15 protein-coding genes are annotated in these 16,067 nt (G+C 72.3%); all 15 read right to left on the reverse strand.

The features are described from left to right. Window positions 1-57 precede the first annotated feature (57 nt). Complete coding sequence (locus AC13HU_RS12945) at window positions 58-1,557, reverse strand: CoA-acylating methylmalonate-semialdehyde dehydrogenase (RefSeq protein WP_483041975.1); 1,500 nt, start codon at window positions 1,555-1,557, stop codon at window positions 58-60. Between the two features lie 23 nt (window positions 1,558-1,580). Next, window positions 1,581-3,581, reverse strand: coding sequence for a 3D-(3,5/4)-trihydroxycyclohexane-1,2-dione acylhydrolase (decyclizing) (gene iolD, locus AC13HU_RS12950; RefSeq protein ID WP_483041976.1), 2,001 nt, complete (start codon window positions 3,579-3,581; stop codon window positions 1,581-1,583). Then, on the reverse strand, window positions 3,578-4,552 hold the full coding sequence (gene iolB, locus AC13HU_RS12955; RefSeq protein ID WP_483041977.1) for a 5-deoxy-glucuronate isomerase: 975 nt from the start codon (window positions 4,550-4,552) through the stop codon (window positions 3,578-3,580). The genes iolD and iolB overlap by 4 nt, the downstream gene beginning before the upstream one ends. Beyond that, window positions 4,549-5,427 carry a Cgl0159 family (beta/alpha)8-fold protein gene (locus tag AC13HU_RS12960; protein WP_483041978.1) on the reverse strand — a complete coding sequence of 293 codons (879 nt, stop codon included), beginning with the start codon at window positions 5,425-5,427 and terminating at the stop codon, window positions 4,549-4,551. The genes iolB and AC13HU_RS12960 overlap by 4 nt, the downstream gene beginning before the upstream one ends. Beyond that, window positions 5,427-6,401 (reverse strand): 5-dehydro-2-deoxygluconokinase, encoded by a 975-nt coding sequence (gene iolC, locus AC13HU_RS12965; RefSeq protein WP_483041979.1) that lies wholly within the window; start codon window positions 6,399-6,401, stop codon window positions 5,427-5,429. Before iolC ends, AC13HU_RS12960 begins: the two co-directional genes overlap by 1 nt. 3 nt (window positions 6,402-6,404) lie before the next feature. Then, a complete protein-coding gene (locus AC13HU_RS12970; protein WP_483041980.1) occupies window positions 6,405-7,340 on the reverse strand; it encodes a TIM barrel protein in 936 nt (311 codons plus the stop codon). A gap of 198 nt (window positions 7,341-7,538) precedes the next feature. Continuing rightward, window positions 7,539-8,234, reverse strand: a complete 696-nt coding sequence (locus AC13HU_RS12975; protein ID WP_483041981.1) for an MgtC/SapB family protein — start codon at window positions 8,232-8,234, stop codon at window positions 7,539-7,541. After that, a complete protein-coding gene (locus AC13HU_RS12980; RefSeq protein WP_483041982.1) occupies window positions 8,231-9,100 on the reverse strand; it encodes an inositol monophosphatase family protein in 870 nt (289 codons plus the stop codon). Before AC13HU_RS12980 ends, AC13HU_RS12975 begins: the two co-directional genes overlap by 4 nt. Then, complete coding sequence (locus AC13HU_RS12985; RefSeq protein WP_483041983.1) at window positions 9,097-9,945, reverse strand: MBL fold metallo-hydrolase; 849 nt, start codon at window positions 9,943-9,945, stop codon at window positions 9,097-9,099. Before AC13HU_RS12985 ends, AC13HU_RS12980 begins: the two co-directional genes overlap by 4 nt. Further along, window positions 9,942-10,760: an HAD family hydrolase gene (locus AC13HU_RS12990; RefSeq protein ID WP_483041984.1), complete on the reverse strand. Its 819-nt coding sequence runs from the start codon at window positions 10,758-10,760 to the stop codon at window positions 9,942-9,944. The genes AC13HU_RS12985 and AC13HU_RS12990 overlap by 4 nt, the downstream gene beginning before the upstream one ends. Continuing rightward, window positions 10,757-11,584, reverse strand: coding sequence for an inositol monophosphatase family protein (locus AC13HU_RS12995; RefSeq protein WP_483041985.1), 828 nt, complete (start codon window positions 11,582-11,584; stop codon window positions 10,757-10,759). Before AC13HU_RS12995 ends, AC13HU_RS12990 begins: the two co-directional genes overlap by 4 nt. Continuing rightward, complete coding sequence (locus AC13HU_RS13000; protein ID WP_483041986.1) at window positions 11,581-12,384, reverse strand: HAD family hydrolase; 804 nt, start codon at window positions 12,382-12,384, stop codon at window positions 11,581-11,583. The genes AC13HU_RS12995 and AC13HU_RS13000 overlap by 4 nt, the downstream gene beginning before the upstream one ends. A gap of 67 nt (window positions 12,385-12,451) precedes the next feature. Further along, window positions 12,452-13,237 (reverse strand): HAD family hydrolase, encoded by a 786-nt coding sequence (locus AC13HU_RS13005; RefSeq protein ID WP_483041987.1) that lies wholly within the window; start codon window positions 13,235-13,237, stop codon window positions 12,452-12,454. Beyond that, the gene (locus tag AC13HU_RS13010) at window positions 13,225-14,385 is read right to left on the reverse strand and encodes an ABC transporter ATP-binding protein (RefSeq protein WP_483041988.1); all 1,161 of its coding nucleotides are present in this window, start codon (window positions 14,383-14,385) and stop codon (window positions 13,225-13,227) included. Before AC13HU_RS13010 ends, AC13HU_RS13005 begins: the two co-directional genes overlap by 13 nt. 7 nt (window positions 14,386-14,392) lie before the next feature. Further along, the coding region (locus AC13HU_RS13015; RefSeq protein WP_483041989.1) for an ABC transporter permease at window positions 14,393-16,067 on the reverse strand (1,675 nt) is incomplete at its 5' end.

Genomic DNA, 16,067 nt, shown 5'->3' on the forward strand with positions numbered 1-16,067 from the left:
CACTGGCACCGCCCGCCCGGTTCCCTGAACGGGATACGTTCCTGAACGGGATACGTCTCAGTCGTTCTGCGGGAAGCCGAGGTTGAGGCCGCCATGGCTGGGGTCCGCCCAGCGGGAGGTGACGACCTTGCCGCGGGTGAAGAAGTGCACACCCTCGACACCGTGGGCGTGGCTGTCCCCGAACAGGCTGTTCTTCCAACCGCCGAAGGAGAAGTACGAGACGGGCACGGGGATCGGCACGTTGATGCCCACCATGCCGACCTCGACCTCGCTCTGGAAGCGCCGGGCCGCGCCGCCGTCGTTGGTGTAGATCGCGGTGCCGTTGCCGTACGGGTTCGCGTTGATCAGCGCCAGGCCCTCGTCGTACGACGCCACCCGGACGACCGACAGCACCGGGCCGAAGATCTCGTCGGTGTAGATCGGCATCCGCGCCTCGACGTTGTCGAAGAGCGTGGGCGCGAGGAAGTAGCCGTCGCCTTCGGCGTCGAACTCGCCCACCCGGCCGTCGACGAGGAGGCCGGCGCCCGCCTCGACACCGGCGTCGATGTACGAGGCGACCTTGTCGCGGTGCTGCCGGGTGACCAGGGGGCCCATGTCGCAGCCGCGGGTGCCGTCGCCGGTGCGCAGGCCGCGCATCCGTGCGGTGATCTTCGCCACCAGCTCGTCGGCGATCGGCTCGACGGCGACGAGCACGGAGATCGCCATGCACCGCTCGCCCGCCGAGCCGAAGCCGGCGTTGACGGCGCCGTCGGCGGCCAGGTCGAGGTCGGCGTCGGGCAGCACCAGCATGTGGTTCTTCGCGCCGCCCAGGGCCTGGACGCGCTTGCCGTGCGCGGTGCCGGTCTCGTAGACGTACTTGGCGATCGGCGTCGAACCGACGAAGGACACCGCCTTGATGTCCTCGTGGGCGAGCAGCGCGTCGACGGCCTCCTTGTCGCCGTTGACGACCTGGAGCACGCCGTCCGGCAGGCCGGCCTCCTTCCACAGAGCCGCGATGGCCAGGGCGGCGCTCGGGTCCTTCTCGCTCGGCTTGAGCACCACGGCGTTGCCGCAGGCCAGCGCGATGGGCACGAACCACATCGGCACCATGGCGGGGAAGTTGAAGGGGGAGATGACGGCGACGACGCCGAGGCTCTGCCGGATCGAGAAGACGTCCACGTTCGTCGAGGCGTTCTCGGAGTAGCCGCCCTTGAGCAGGTGCGGGATGCCGCAGGCGAACTCGGCGACCTCGATGCCGCGGGTCACCTCTCCGAGGGCGTCCGACAGCACCTTGCCGTGCTCCGCCGTGATGAGGGCGGCGATCTCCCCCTTGCGGGCGTTGAGCAACTCCCGGAAGGCGAAGAGCACTTGCGAGCGCTTGGCGAGGGAGATGGTGCGCCAGCCCTCCCAGGCCGCCTGCGCCGAGCCGACGGCAGCGGAGACGAGGTCGGCGGACGCGAGGTCGACCGACCCGGTCTGCGCCCCGGTCGCGGGGTTGTACACCGGGGCCGTACGGTCGGCCGGACCGTCCCAGGGGCGGCCGTCGATGAAGTGGGTGATTCGCGTCGGCGCGCTCACGGCAGGCTCCTTCTGAACTGCGGTCACGACTGCTTCCTTACGTGCTGGGCGGGTGCGCCGTCGTGGCGCGGGCCTGCCGGTTCCTGGCCGGACGGCGGTGCGAGCAGCGGGCGTTGGGCCTTCTTGTGGTCCGTGTAGGCGGTGCGGGCCGCCCGTGTCGAGTCGAGCGTGGACACCTCGCTGACGGGCACGTCCCACCAGCTGTCGCTTTCGGGTGCCGGGACGAGCGGGTCGGTCTCGACATGGATGACGACGGGGCCGCCGTCGGCCGGCCATGCCTTGGCCTCGGCGATGGCGGCGGCCAGTTCGCCGCGCGAGTGCACCTCGATGACGTGGGCGCCGAGACTGCGCGCGTTGGCGGCGAGATCGGTGGGCAGGTTCGGCCCGTCGAGGCGGCCGTCGGCCGAGCGGTAGCGGTACCGGGTGCCGAACCGCTGCGAGCCGAGGGACTGCGACAGCGAGCCGATCGAGTGGAAGCCGTTGTTCTGGACGAGCACCACGACCACCTTGATCCGTTCCTGGACCGCGGTGGCCAGTTCCGTCGGCATCATGAGATAGCCGCCGTCGCCGACCATGGCGAACACGTCGCGGGTGTCGTCGGCGAGCCGGACCCCGAGCGCGGCGGGGATCTCGTATCCCATGCAGGAGTACCCGTACTCGACGTGGTACGCCTTGCGGTCCCGGACCCGCCACAGCTTGTGCAGATCGCCGGGCATCGACCCGGCCGCGCACAGCACGACGTCGCGGGGGTCGGCCAGTTCGTTGACGCAGCCGAGGACCGTGCCCTGGGTGAGGACCCCGTCGGCCAGGGCGTCCGTCACCTGCGCGGGCGGGTCGTAGGCGTGTCCGACCTGGACGTCCCACGCTTCCCACAGGTCGGCCTGGCGCTTCTCGTACTCGGCCGGCACGCGGTAGTCGCGCAGCGCGGCGGTGAGGGCGGTGAGGGCCTCGCGGGCGTCGGCCACGACGGACAGGCCGGCGTGCTTGCCCGCGTCGAAGCCGGCGATGTTGATGTTGACGAAGCGGACGTCGCCGCCCTGGAAGGCGGTCCGGGATGCCGTGGTGAAGTCCGACCACCGCGTGCCGACGCCGATGACGACATCGGCGTCGCGGGCCAGGGAGTTGGCCGCCGTCGTGCCGGTCGAGCCGACGCCGCCCATGCCCTGCGGATGGCCGTGCGGCAAGGAGCCCTTGCCGGCCTGCGTCTCGCCGACCGGAATGCCGGTCGCCGCCGCGAACGCGCGCAGGGCGTCCTCCGCGCCGGAGTAGTGGACGCCGCCGCCCGCGACCACCAGCGGCCTGCGGGCGAGCCGTACGACGTCGGCGGCCGCGGCGATGCGTGCCGCCTCGGCGGGCGGCCTGGCGATGTGCCAGGTGCGCGGTGCGAACAGCTCGACGGGCCAGTCGTACGCCTCGGCCTGGACGTCCTGCGGAAGGCAGACCGTCACCGCGCCCGTCTCGGCGGGATCGGTGAGCACCCGCATCGCACCCAGGAGTGCCGACGGCAGCTGCTCGGGCCGCACGACCCGGTCGAAGTACCGGGACAGCGGGCGGAAGGCGTCGTTGACGGTGACGTCCGCGGCGCCGGACTGCTCCAGTTCCTGTAGCACCGGGGCGCTGACCCGGGTCGCGAAGGTGTCCGAGGGCAGCAGCAGTACGGGGATCCGGTTGATGGTCGCGAGCGCCGCGCCGGTCAGCATGTTGGTCGAACCGGGGCCGATCGACGCGGTGCAGGCCCAGGTTTCGAGGCGGTCCTGCTGCCGCGCGTAGCCGACCGCCGTGTGCACCATCGCCTGCTCGTTGCGGGCCAGGACGTACGGGAGTTCGGGACGGCCGTCGGCTTCCTGCTCGTGCTGGAGGAGCGCCTGGCCGATGCCGGCGACGTTCCCGTGGCCGAAGATGCCGAAGACGCCCGCGATGAGCCGTCTGCGCTCCCCGTCGCGCTCCGACCACTGGGCGGCGAGGAACCTCACGGTCGCCTGCGCCACCGTCAGCGTCACTGTCTCGGACCGTGCCGTACTCATGCAGCGCCTCCGGGAGTCGGGTTCGAGGTGGTCGCGCCGGGCGCCGTGATCGGTCCCGGCGAGGCGATCCGCCCGTCGAAGGGCAGGTCCCGCCAGGTGTCGCGGACCCATGCGTGGGCGGGGTCGTCGCAGATCAGCCAGGCCCGGTCCGGGCCGGGGCCGGCCATGACGTTGAGGTAGTACAGGTGGGCGTCCGGCGCGGCCATCGACGGCCCGTGCCAGCCGTGCGGAACCAGGACGACGTCGCCGGTGCGCACCTCGGCGAGCACCTCGATGGACCGGTCGCGGTCGGCGGAGTAGACGCGCTGGTAGCCGACCGGATCGGTGCCGCGGACGTCGGTCGGCTCCGTCGCGAAGTAGTAGATCTCCTCCAGTGCGGCCTCCTCCCCCGGGCGCTCCGTGTCGTGCTTGTGCGGCGGCCACGAACTCCAGTTGCCCGCCGGCGTGATGACCTCGCACGCGATGACGGCGTCGGCGTCGAGCACCTCGGGCGTGCCGAAGTTCCGTACCAGGCGCGAGGCCGAGCCGGCCCCCCGCCGTTCGACCGGCACGTCGCTCGCGGCCACGTGCCGGAACGTACGGGTGCCGGTGGCACCCCGCCCGGCGTCCGCGCCGACGCGCGCCCCGGCGAGCGCGACGCGCGCCGCCCCGGACCCGGCCCGTACGGTGATCCGCCACCCCGCGGGCACGTAGGCGGTGTCGGTGGGCCCGGCGAAGACGCCTGCCCGGCCGGCGAGTTCGGCCTGGTGGGTGCTGCCGTCGGGTGCCACCGCCGTGACGTGGACACCGCCGGTGAGCGGTACGACGATGTGCTCCCAGTCCCCGGCGTCCAGCGTGCGGCTGTCGCCGGCGGCCAGGTCGGCCACCCGCAGGCTGGTGTGGTGCCAGTGCGGGTCGGGGGTGATCGCGACGTCCCATCCGTCGCCGGCCGCCGTACCCAGCGGGCGCACCCACCGGGTGGCGCCGCTCATCGCCCGCTCCCGTGCACGAGTTCGGCCGCGATGTCGACGGCCGCGGCGACGTCGCCGCCGGGCGGGTAGAGCAGCGTGCGGCCGACCACCAGTCCCCGCACCGCCGGGAGCGACATGGCCTGCCCCCATGCGGCGTACGTGTCGTGGGGATCGCCCTGCGGATCTCCGCCGAGCAGGAGGGTCGGCATCGTGGTCGCGTCCAGGACGCGCTCCAGTTCGTCGACGACCGGCAGCTTGAGCCAGGTGTAGGCGCTGCTGGCGCCCAGAGCGCTCGCGATGTGGATCGACTTGATGACGCTGTCGGGATCGAGGAGGTTACGGGCGCGGCCCTCCTCGCGCACCGTCAGGAACGGCTCGATCATGGCCATGAGCCCGTGCTCGGCCAGGCTGGTGACCGCGGCCGCCGTCGCCTCCAGGGTGACCACGGTGCTGTGGTCGCCGAGGCAGATCCGGGTGAGGGTCTTGCCGCCTTCGAGGCCCTGCGCGGCGATCGCCTGGGGGGTGTACGCAGTGAACCGGTCGTCCATCTCGAACACCGCGCCCTGGAGCCCGCCGCGGTTCATCGAGCCGATGACGACCCGGTCCTCCAGCGCCCCCATGAGCAGGAGGTCGTCGAGCAGGTCCGGGGTGCCGAGCACCCCGTCCACGCCCGGGCGCGACAGTGCGGTCGCCATGCGGTCCAGGAGGGCGGTGCGGTCGGCCATGGCCCCGCTGTCGCCCCGGACCCCGAGGGCCCCGCGCGCGGGGTGGTCGGCCGCGACGATGAGCAGCCGGCCGTCCGTTCCGCTCAGCGTGCGGCGGGAGCGCTTCTGCCACGACCGTCCGATGAGCTCGGGCTCGCAGGCCCGTATCTCGGTCAGCTGTGCGGCGTTCATCATGCGTTCCCTTCGGTGCGGACCGGCGCCGGGGAAGCGAGCAGCGCTTCCACCTCGGACGTGGTCGGCATAGCGGTGGAGCAGGCGAGGCGGGAGGCGACGATGGCGCCCGCGACATTGGCGAACTCGATTATGCGGCGCAGCTCCCAGTTGCCGAGCAGGCCGTGGACGAGGGCGCCGCCGAACGCGTCGCCCGCGCCGAGCCCGTTGACGACCTCGACGGGGAACGGCGCGACCTCCACCCGCTCGTGCCGGGTGGCGGCGAGGACGCCCTTGGGGCCCTGCTTGACGACGGCGAGTTCGAGTCCGCGGTCGAGCAGGGCGTCGGCCGCCCGATGCGGGTCGGTCTCGCCGACGGCGACCTCGCACTCCTCCCGGTTGCCGACAGCGATGGTGACGTGCTCCAGCGCGCGGTCCACCTGCTGCCTGGCTTCCTCGGGATCGGCCCAGAACATCGGCCGGTAGTCGAGGTCGAGGATCGTACGGGTGCGGCGGCCGCGCGCCTGCCAGGCGGCGAAGTGCGCCGCCCGGCTCGGCTCGGCCGACAGACCGGTGACCGTCGCCCAGAAGACGGATGCGTCCCGGATGGCGTCCAGCGGCAGCTCGGCGGGTTCGATCATGAGGTCGGGCGCGGCCGAGTACCGGTAGAAGTAGAGCGGGAAGTCGTCGGGCGGGAAGACCTCGCAGAACGTGACCGGCGTGGGCGGTCCGTCCGGGGCGCTGATCGGTGTGAGGTAGGCCGTGTCCACGCCGAGGCGTTCGGCCTCCTGCTGGACGTAGCGGCCGAAGGGGTCGCGGCCGACGCGGGAGATCAGGGCGGCGTTGCGGCCGTGCCGGGCCGCGGCGACGGCGACGTTCGTCGCGCTCCCGCCGAGGAACTTCTCGAAGGTCCGCACCTGGTCGAGGCCGACGCCGTGGTCGAGCGGGTAGATGTCGACTCCGGTCCGCCCGATGGCGACAAGGTCGTGGGCCATCGGTCAGCCCCCCAGGGCGTCGCGGGCGTTGCCGGCCGCCTCGTCCAGGGGGCCGGCGCCGAGACCGAGCAGGTGGGCGAGCGAGGCCCGCACGTCCTCGACCGGGTCGGCGCCGCCGTCCTGGCCGGGGGCGGCCCGCAGGATGGTGTCCTGCTCCAGGACGTACCACCCGCTGTATCCGTCGGCCTCCAGCAGACCGACGATCGCGGCGATGTCGACGTCGCCGGCGCCGAGCGGGACGTACATGCCTTCGCCGACGGCCTCGGTGTAGGACATCGAACCGGCTCGCACCCGGTCGGCGAGCTCCAGGCGCACGTCCTTGAGGTGCACATGAGCGATGCGGCCGGGTTGCCGGGCGGCCACCGCGACCGGGTCGCCGCCGCCGATGAGCAGGTGGCCGGTGTCCAGGCACAGTCCGATGCCCGATCCGTCGAGGACGCGCTGCGTCTCCTCCCCGGACTCCACCATCGTGCCGACGTGGGGGTGGAGGGCCGCGACGAGGCCGGCGTCGGCCGCGGCGCGGGAGATCCGGTCCAGGTTGGCGAGGAGGGTGGCCCAGCCCGCCACGTCGAGCACCGGGCGGTCGTCGTAGCCGTCGGCGCCGGTGGCGGCGGCGACGACGACGGTGCGGGCGTCGGCGGCCAGCAGGCCGGCGATCGCCGCCTCCACCTCGGGGAGCGGGTCGTGACCCGGGTCGTGCAGCACGACCGGCACGAACTGGCCGACGGCCCGCAGCCCGTAGGAGGCCAGCGTCCTCGCCTTGTCGGCAGGTGCGTCGGGCAGGAAGCCGTCCGGGCCGAACTCGGTTGCCGCCAGGCCGAGTTCGCGCATCTGGCGCAGGACCAGGTCCGGGGCGAGCTGGTGTCCCCAGCCCGGAACCTCGCAGACCCCCCAGGAGATCGGTGCCCCCGCGACGCGCTGGGAGATGGGCGCGGTCACAGCCGGACTCCCTCGGTGATGTGTACGGCGTCGGCCAACGTGATCGGCATTCCAAGCCCCTTTTCTGCTTCTCGTCGTGCGCTGGGCCGTTGCCCCACTCGCGTCCTACCGAGAGTGCCTTCTCCTGAGATAGCCTGTCAACACTTTGTCCTAACATTCTGTCCTACTGACTACATGCGCTCGGCGAGGGCGACCCCCTCAGTCCGCCTCGTCCGCCAGCACCGTCACCTCCGTGATGCCTTCCCGTTCCGACAGGCGGGGCACCAACTCGTCTTGCATGCCGTTGCCGGACAGCTCCAGCAGGACGCCCACCTGCGAGGAAGCGACGTCCATCGGCAGCGGTCCGGCCATCCGCAGGCCCGCCACATGGAAGCCGGCGTCGATACACTCCCGGACGATGTCGCGCAGCAGCCCGCGGCCGTCGTGATAGCTGATGCGCACCAGCACCGCCTCCGTCGGCGAGCGCGGCAGGTACCGGGTGACCAGCGGGAAGCCGAACGCCACCACCAGGTAGGCCGCCGCGACCGCGCAGGCCAGCAGCACCAGCCCCGCTCCGGCCGCCGCCCCGATCGACGCCGCGAGCCACACGCTGGCCGCCGTGGTCAGGCCCCGCACCGCGTCGCGGCGCACGAAGATCAGGCCGCCGCCGATGAAGCCGATACCGGACACGATCTGCGCCGCCACCCGTGACGGGTCGAGCGCCACCCCCCGCAGCCCCAGCATGTCGGAGAAGCCGTACTTCGACACCAGCATGAACAGCGCGGAGCCCAGCCCCACCAGCACATGGGTACGCAGGCCGGCCGACTTCTGCCGGTACTCGCGTTCCAGGCCGATGACGGCGCACAGACCGAACGCCGCCGCCAGGTAGGCCAGCGAGGTCCCGTTGTGGTTCACCGAGCCCCCAACAGCCCTGCCGTGCCTATCGGATCCATCGGACCTACCGGATCTGCCGGCCCCGCAGGACCCGCCGTGCCGCGCACGGCCGCCAGCCGGGCCAGCATCGCGTCATGCACCAGACCGTTGCTGGCCACCATCGTGTCGTCGCCGGGACGCCAGGGCCGGCCGTCCCAGGTCGTCGCCACGCCCCCGGCCTCACGTACCAGCAGCGCCCCGGCCGCCCAGTCCCACGGTCCGTCGCCGCGCTCCCAGTAGGCGTCGAGCATCCCCGCCGACACGTAGCCGAGGTCCAGCCCCGCGACGCCGATCCGCCGCACGTCGCGCACCCGCAGCACCAGGTCGGCGAACTCCGCCAGGTTGTTGTCGGCGTTCCTCATACGGTCGCTGGGGAAGCCGGTGGACACCACCGCCCGCTCCAGGAGGTGCTCGCCGCCGACCGCGAGTCTGCGCCGGCCGCACCACGCGCCGCGGCCGGCCGAGGCCGTGTACAGCCGCCGGTTCGCCACGTCCGCGACGACCGCGGTGTCCAGCCGCTCGCCGTCCCAGAATGCCAGGTTGCAGGCCACCAGCGGGATGCCGCGGTAGTAGTTGGTCGTGCCGTCCACCGGGTCGACGAACCACGTCGGCCGGTCCAGGTCGACCGGCACCATGCCGTCGCCCTCCTCGCCGACGATCGCCTCGCCCGGGAAGTACGCGGCCAGGCGGCGGCGGATCAGCCGCTCCACCCGCCGGTCGGTACTCGTCTGGATGTCCGCCACCGATGCCTTCAGGCGGACCCGCGAAGGCCGGGTGGACGTCCTGATCGCCGTCGCGGCCTCTCGGACGATTCGTGCCGCGGCTGACAGCCGCTCCGTGCGCCTCATGTCTCCTCTTCCGGATGGGGTGTGCGCGTGGGGCCGCCGGGAACCAGCCGGAGCCCCGGCCGGGCCAGCAGCACCGGGCCGGGGAACCGCGCCGCCGCCGCGGTCAGCGACCGCCCGGCGTCGTCCCACGGGCGCAGATGGGTCAGCACGAGCGCGCCGGCGCCGGCCGAAGCGGCCAGTTCCCCGGCCTGCCGCGCGGTGAGATGGTGCGGGACCGGGGCGGTGTGGTCGAGGCCCCAGCCATGCGGCACCGACACTGCGCCGGCCCCCTCGCCGGGCCGGTCGTCGTACGGCTCACCGCACGGCTCGTCGCACGGCTCGTCGCCGGGACCGAGCGCCGCCTCCGCCAGCAGGACACCGGTGCCGCGCGCCAGGTCTGCCAGCTCCCGGCACGGCCCGGAGTCACCGGTGTAGGTCAGGGAACCGCCACCGGCCTCGACCCGTACCGCGTACGTCTCCACCGAGTGCCGCACGGGCGCCAGCCGCAGCAGGAACGGCCCGCACTCCAGGTCGCCCGGGCGGGAGTCCTCGAAGGCCAGCAGGTGCGAGCGCCGCACCTGCCGTGCGGTCCCGGCCGGCGCGACCACCCGGGTCGGCACCGCCCGGGGGGCCGGCTTCTCCTGTGCGTAGGCGAGCGCCGCGAGGTCCGCCAGGTGGTCGGCGTGCCGGTGGCTGACCACGACCGCGTCCACGTCGCCGGGCGCCACGTGTTCGAGCAGCGCCCCGAACGCACCCGTGCCCAGGTCCAGCAACAGCCGGTACCCGTCGTGCTGGACCAGGTAGCCCGAGCACGGATTGCCGGGCCCCGGCACGGAGCCGGAGCAGCCGAGGACGGTCAGGATCATCGGTCCTGGAGCGCGATGACGCGGTCGACGAGGTCGGCCACCGCACCGAGCGCGCACGGCCCCACCACGATGTCGGCGGCGGCACGCACCTCCTTGTGCCCGTCGCCGACCGCCGCGCCCAGCCCCGCGGCCCGCACCATCGCGGTGTCGTTGGGGTTGTCGCCGATCGCCGCGATCCGCTCCATCGGCACCCCGGCCCGCTCGGCGAGGTGGCGCAGCGCCACCTCCTTGCCGGCGTCGGTGGGCAGGATCTCCAGGTAGGTGGCCTCCGACTGCACGAGCCGGGCGGACGGGCAGTGCCGGGCCGCCAGTTCCGCCAGCGCACCCAGTCCCGGCCGGTCGGCGATCAGCATCACCTTCGTCGGGGCCTGCTCCGGGGGGTCCTCGCGCAGCTCGATCCGGTCGCGTCCGGCGTACTCGGCGAGCGACGGGGCGGGCCGCAGCACGTGGGCCTCCTCGCCGGCGAACGCGACCGCCCCGACGCCGTCGGGCAGGGCGGGCAGCAGGTTCTCGCGCAGCGGCTGCCACGATGGGCCCAGGTCCAGGTCGAGCAGCCGGGTCGCCGCCAGCGGGTCGACGACGCGGGCGCCGTTGTACACGATCATCGGCGTCTTCAGGCCGAGTTCACGGTGGTAGCGCCCGGCCGACACCTCGTTGCGGCCGGTGGCGATCACCACGGTGCCGCCCAGTTCCTGGTACCGCCGCAGTGCCAGCGCGCTGCGTTGCACGATCTTCAGGTCCCGGTCGACCAGGGTGCCGTCGAGGTCGGTGACGATCCATGTGTAGCGCAGCCGCGTCTCGTCCGGGGCTGTCACGCGCTCCTCCCGGGCAGACGGGAGACGTACCAGTCGACGAAGTCCTGTGCGGCCAGCGGCTCCAGGGCCGCGCTGTGGGCGAGGTAGGCGGGCTGGTCCCAGCTGCCGTCGCCGGCGAAGCCGACATAGACGGCGCCGGCCTTCCGCACCAGCACATGGGCGGCGCAGATGTCCCAGGCGTTGACCGTGGTGCCCAGCGCCGCGTCGCACCAGCCGGCGGCCACGTGGGCCAGGGTCAGCGCGGCGCTCCCGGTGTGCCGCACGGTGCCGTAGCGGGCGATCAGGTCGCCGAACCGCGGCAGGCTCTGCGGGTCGTTCCAGGCCAGCTCCCGGCTGCCGGGGAAGCTGGTGATGAGCAGCCCGCGGCTCTCGTCGCGCACGCCGGCCGGGTGCAGCGGTTCGCCGCCGAGGTAGGCACCCGTGGCGTCGGCGGTGAAGACATGGCCGGCGACGGGGTCGACGATCGCGCCGGCCACCGGTTCGCCGTCGACCGTGACCCCGATGGAGGTGCAGAAGAAGGCCAGCCCGCGGGCGAAGTTGGCGGTCCCGTCGATCGGGTCGACGTACCACGCGATGCGGCCGGTGCCGTCCTGGCGGCCGCCCTCCTCGCCGACGACGGTGCTGTCCGGTACGCGTGCCAGCAGCAGTTCGCGGATGCGTTCCTCGGCGCGCTTGTCGTGCACGGTCACCGGGTCGTGCTCGTCGCGCTTGAAGTCCACGTCCATCGTGCCGCGGAAGGCCGCCCGCAGGTCGGGGGCCACGGCCAGGGCCGCCTGCGTGGCGACCTCCTGCAGGTGGACCGACAGTTCGTCCAGCTCGCTCATGCCGCCATCTCCTGATTGCCGTCCTGCTGCGGGGTGTTCCGGGTCAGTGCGGTCCGCAGCAGGCCGAGCAGTTCGAGGCCGTCGGCGACCTCGACGTCGGGCTGCGGGCGGGCGCTCGGGTCGCGTCGGTCGGCGGCACGCATCAGGATCGTCGTACCGACCCCGGCGCGCCGGCCGCACACCACGTCACGGTCGTAGTTGTCGCCGACGTACCAGCAGTCGGCGGGGTCCACCGACAGTGCGCGCGCCGCCATCCAGATCATCTCGGGGGCGGGCTTGCGCAGCCCGATCTCGTCGGAGTAGATCTGCACGTCGAGGTAGGGGTGGGTGCCGAACCGCCGGGCGAGGTCGCGATTGAGCGAACCGAGCAGGGTGTTGGACACGATGCCGGTCCGCACGCCGTGCTCGCGGGCGAGTTCCAGCGTCTCCAGCATGCCGGGAGCGACCTCCTTGTCGGTCTCGGCGAGCGTCATCTCGCGGCACAGCGGTACGGCCTCGGCGCCGACCAGGGCGCGGGCGGAGACCGGCCAGTCGGCGGCTATGAAGTCCTCCCACAGCTCCCGGTGCCCGATCTCACGTGGCTCGGGGGTCCGGGCGTGGCCGTTCTTCCAGGACCCGTAGGCGGCCTTGCCGGCCTTGATGTCGGCCAGTACGGCATCGCGGTCGAGACCCGCCGCGGGGCCGACCAGCGCGAGTACCCGGTCGGCGAAGGCGGCCAGACGTTCGGGGTGCTTGACGGACCGCATCAGCACACCGCCATGGTCCAGCAGCAGGGCCCGCGGGGGGCGGAGCGTCGTCACAGGGACTCTCCCATCGGGTGGTTCGGGTGGTTCGGGTGGTTCATTTGGCTCGGGTGGCTCGGTCGGCTCATCGGGCCGCGGAAACCGGGGCGCCGCGCAGCAGTTCGAGCAGGCCGTGCGGGTCGGCCACGATCGCGTCGGGCTCGGCCTGGACCACGTACGGCCGGTCGTAGGTGCTGCGGGCCTCCATCAAGATGGTCCCGCCGGCCCCGGCACGCCGGCCGCACAGCACGTCGCGGTCGTAGTTGTCGCCGACGTACCAGCAGTCCGCCGGGTCCGTGGCCAGTGCCCGCGCGCCGATCAGGATCATCTCCGGGTTGGGTTTGCGGACCCCGACCTCGTCGCTGTAGACCTGCACGGCCACCCGCTTGTCGAGGCCGTGCGCCGCCATGTAGTCGCGGTGCACGGAGCCGGCCAGCGCGTTGGACACGATGCCGACGCGGATGCCGAACTCCTCGCAGGCGTCGAACAGTTCGGACATGCCGTCACGGGTGTCCCGGTCCTGCTTGAGCTCGCCCAGCCGGTGGCACAGGGGTTGGGCGTGGGCGGTGACGAAGGCCAGGGCGGCGGCGGGCCAGTCGGCGGCGACGAACTCCGTCCAGTAGCGCAGGTAGGTCATCTCGCGCGGGTGGGCCGGCCGGCTCATCGCGTTCTTCCAGTGGCCGTCGGCGGTGGAGCCGGCCTTCAGGTCCGCCTCGATGTGCTCGACGGTCAGGTCGTGGCAGCCGGCCGCGGTGAGCGCGGCGTGCAGTTCGGTGGCCATGTCGTGTGCCCAGGTGGGCCGGCGGGTGGTCGTCACGACGACCCCGCCGAAGTCGAGCAGGAGGGCGGTCGGTCGGGTCAGCTGGCCCATGTCGCGGTGTTCTCCTCGGTAGGTGCGGCGGGCGCCGCGGTGTCGGGCAGCCGGGTGCCCGAGGTGTCGAACAGGTGCAGGTCCGCCACGCGGATCGCGCACCGCGTCGTGGTGCCCGGCGCGGCGCTCACGTCGGTGTACGCCACCAGGTACAGCTCGGTGCGGCCCGCGGTCACCAGGACCGTCCAGCTGGAGCCGGTGGGCAGCGCCGCCTTGACCGTGGCGTCGAAGACGAAGCAGTCGGCGGGTTCCGGCTCGTCGGGCCGCAGCATCCGCAGCCCCTCGGGCCGGGCGCCGACGGTGGCCAGGGGGCCCGCCAGCTCGGGCCGGTCGGCCAGGACGCGTTCGCGCGCGGCGGCGGTGAAGGTGTCCTCGGCGGCGTCCGTGTCGCCGCCGACCTCGAAGAGGTTCATCGGCGGGCTGCCGACGAAGCGGGCCACGAAGGTGTTGGCCGGGCGGGTGTAGACCTCCATGGGCGGGGCCATCTGCTGGACGACGCCCTTGTTCATCACCACGACGTGGGTGGCCATGGTCATGGCCTCCAGCTGGTCGTGGGTGACGAAGACGATGGTGTGGCCCGTCTCGTTGTGGATGCGCTTGAGCTCGGCCCGCATGTCCAGGCGCAGTTGCGCGTCGAGGTTGGACAGCGGTTCGTCCAGCAGCAGCACGTCGGGGTTGACGGCGAGCATGCGCGCGAGCGAGACGCGCTGCTGCTGGCCACCGGACAGCTGGGCGGGATAGCGGTCGGCGGCCCACTCGATCTGCATCATCGTCAGCGCGGCGGCGGCGCGTTCGGCGCGCTCGGCCTTCTGCACCTTGCGGACCTTCAGGCCGAACTCGACGTTCTTGGCGACCGTCAGATGCGGCCACAGCGCGTAGTTCTGGAACACCAGGCCCATACCGCGCTTCTCGGGCGGCACGAAGACGCCGTCGCGGGTGGAGTCCATGATGCGGCCGCCGACGGTGATGCTCCCGGCGTTGAGCGACTCCAGCCCGGAGATCATCCGCAGGGTGGTGGTCTTTCCGCACCCGGAAGGGCCGAGCAGGCAGGTGAAGGAGCCGTCGGGGATCTCCAGGTCCAGGTTGTCGACAGCGGGCGGTCCGGAGCCGTAGCTCTTTCGCACCGACGTGAGAGAGATGGTCGGCATGACGTCTTCAGCCTCCGAGTCCGGACGACAGGTTGGTCTTGGTCAGGCGCTGGGTGAGATAGGTGGCCAGGAAGGAGACCAGGGCGATGACCAGCACCACCGCGTTGGCCATCTGTACGTAGGCGTAGTCGACGAGGTTGATCGACAGCGTGGTCAGCAACTGGGTCCCGGTGGTGGTGAGCATGATGACGATGCTCAGTTCCTTCAGCCCCGAGATGAACGGGAGGATCACGCCGGTGGTCAGGGCGCCGCGCTGGATCGGAATGATGATCTTGCGCAGCCGGGTGAACCAGCCGGCGCCGGAGATCTGTGCCGCCTCCTCGGGTTCGCGGCCTAGTTGCGTCATGGCGCTGATGCCCGAACGTGAGGAGTACGGCAGGTGGGTGACGGCGAGCACGATCACCAGTAGCGTGACCGAGCCGTAGAGGGCGGGGATCGGCCCGCGGCGCACCGCGAACAGGGACAGGAAGGCCGCCGCGAAGGCGATGCCGGGCACCATGTACGGCAGGAAGCTGATCTGCCGCAGCAGCGAGCCGACCTTGCTGCCGCCGGCCCGGACGACGACGTAGCCGATGAGCAGGCCGACGACGCCGCAGATGATGGCCGCCAGGCCGACGATCCGCACGCTGTTCCACGCGGCCTCGTACAACTCGCTGCCGCGCAGCACGCCGTGTGGGAAGCCGGGGGCGCCGGGCAGGTGGGCGGCGATCCAGTACTTCATCGTGAAGTTGTCGGCGTGGAAGATCCCCGGGGTCTTGGTGACGGTGGACAGCGCCAGGGTGCCGACCGGGACGACCACACCGGCGGCGAACACCACGAGCGCGGCGCCGAGCGCGGGCCAGCGCCAGCGGCCGAGGTCGGCGATACGGTCCATGGCGCCCTTGCCGCCGACGGTGACGAATCGTTTCTGCTCCCTGGCCAGCCGGGTGTCGACCAGGATCACCAGCACCCCGATCAGCACGATGACCGCGGTCAGCACCGCGGTGACGCCGCGCTGGTGGCTGTTGACCGACCGGAACAACGACGTGGACAGCAGGTCGTAGTTGACCGGGAGACCCAGGATGTACGGGGTGCCGAAGGTGCCGAGGATACGGCCGAAGACCAGCAGCACCGACGAGGACAGGGACGGCAGCATCAGCGGCAGCGTGATCTGCGCGGCGACCCTGCCGCGGCCGGCTCCCAGGATGCGTGCGGAGTCCTCCAGTTGGCTGTCGATGCGGCGCAGCGCGTTGCCGAACAGCAGCAGGACGAACGGGTAGTAGTGCAGTCCCAGGCACAGGATGATCGGCACCTGCCCGTACGCCATCCAGTCGGGGGTGTGGACGCCCCACGCCTCCAGGATGCCGATCTGCCCGCCGGAGGAGGAGTTCTTGAACAGCGCCAGCCACGCCAGCGCGAACGTCCACGACGGCAGCATGTACGGCACGACCAGCGCGGTGGACAGCCACTTGCGGCCCACCACGTTGGTGCGGGTCAGCAGCCAGGCCATCGATCCGCCGAGCAGGACGGCGACGAGCGTGACGCCCACCGCGACCTCGACGGTGTGCACCAGCGGCTGCCAGAACAGCAGCCGGGCCACCGGTGAGCGGAAGACCCGCCAGTAGTAGTAGCCGGTGGCCGAGCCGGGCGTCTGGAGGGCCTGCCCCTCGTCGCCGTACTGCACTTTCGTGGAGTCCGACAGC

Source organism: Streptomyces sp. NH27 (assembly GCF_056859195.1).

Bases quoted from the DNA above. Each gene is read 5' to 3' on its own strand.
- AC13HU_RS12980 (WP_483041982.1), bottom strand. From the start codon at position 9,100: ATGAGGCGCACGGAGCGGCTGTCAGCCGCGGCACGAATCGTCCGAGAG.
- AC13HU_RS13010 (WP_483041988.1), bottom strand. From the start codon at position 14,385: ATGCCGACCATCTCTCTCACGTCGGTGCGAAAGAGCTACGGCTCCGGA.
- AC13HU_RS13005 (WP_483041987.1), bottom strand. From the start codon at position 13,237: ATGGGCCAGCTGACCCGACCGACCGCCCTCCTGCTCGACTTCGGCGGG.
- iolD (WP_483041976.1), bottom strand. From the start codon at position 3,581: ATGAGTACGGCACGGTCCGAGACAGTGACGCTGACGGTGGCGCAGGCG.
- AC13HU_RS12985 (WP_483041983.1), bottom strand. From the start codon at position 9,945: ATGATCCTGACCGTCCTCGGCTGCTCCGGCTCCGTGCCGGGGCCCGGC.
- iolB (WP_483041977.1), bottom strand. From the start codon at position 4,552: ATGAGCGGCGCCACCCGGTGGGTGCGCCCGCTGGGTACGGCGGCCGGC.
- AC13HU_RS12995 (WP_483041985.1), bottom strand. From the start codon at position 11,584: ATGAGCGAGCTGGACGAACTGTCGGTCCACCTGCAGGAGGTCGCCACG.
- AC13HU_RS12960 (WP_483041978.1), bottom strand. From the start codon at position 5,427: ATGAACGCCGCACAGCTGACCGAGATACGGGCCTGCGAGCCCGAGCTC.
- iolC (WP_483041979.1), bottom strand. From the start codon at position 6,401: ATGGCCCACGACCTTGTCGCCATCGGGCGGACCGGAGTCGACATCTAC.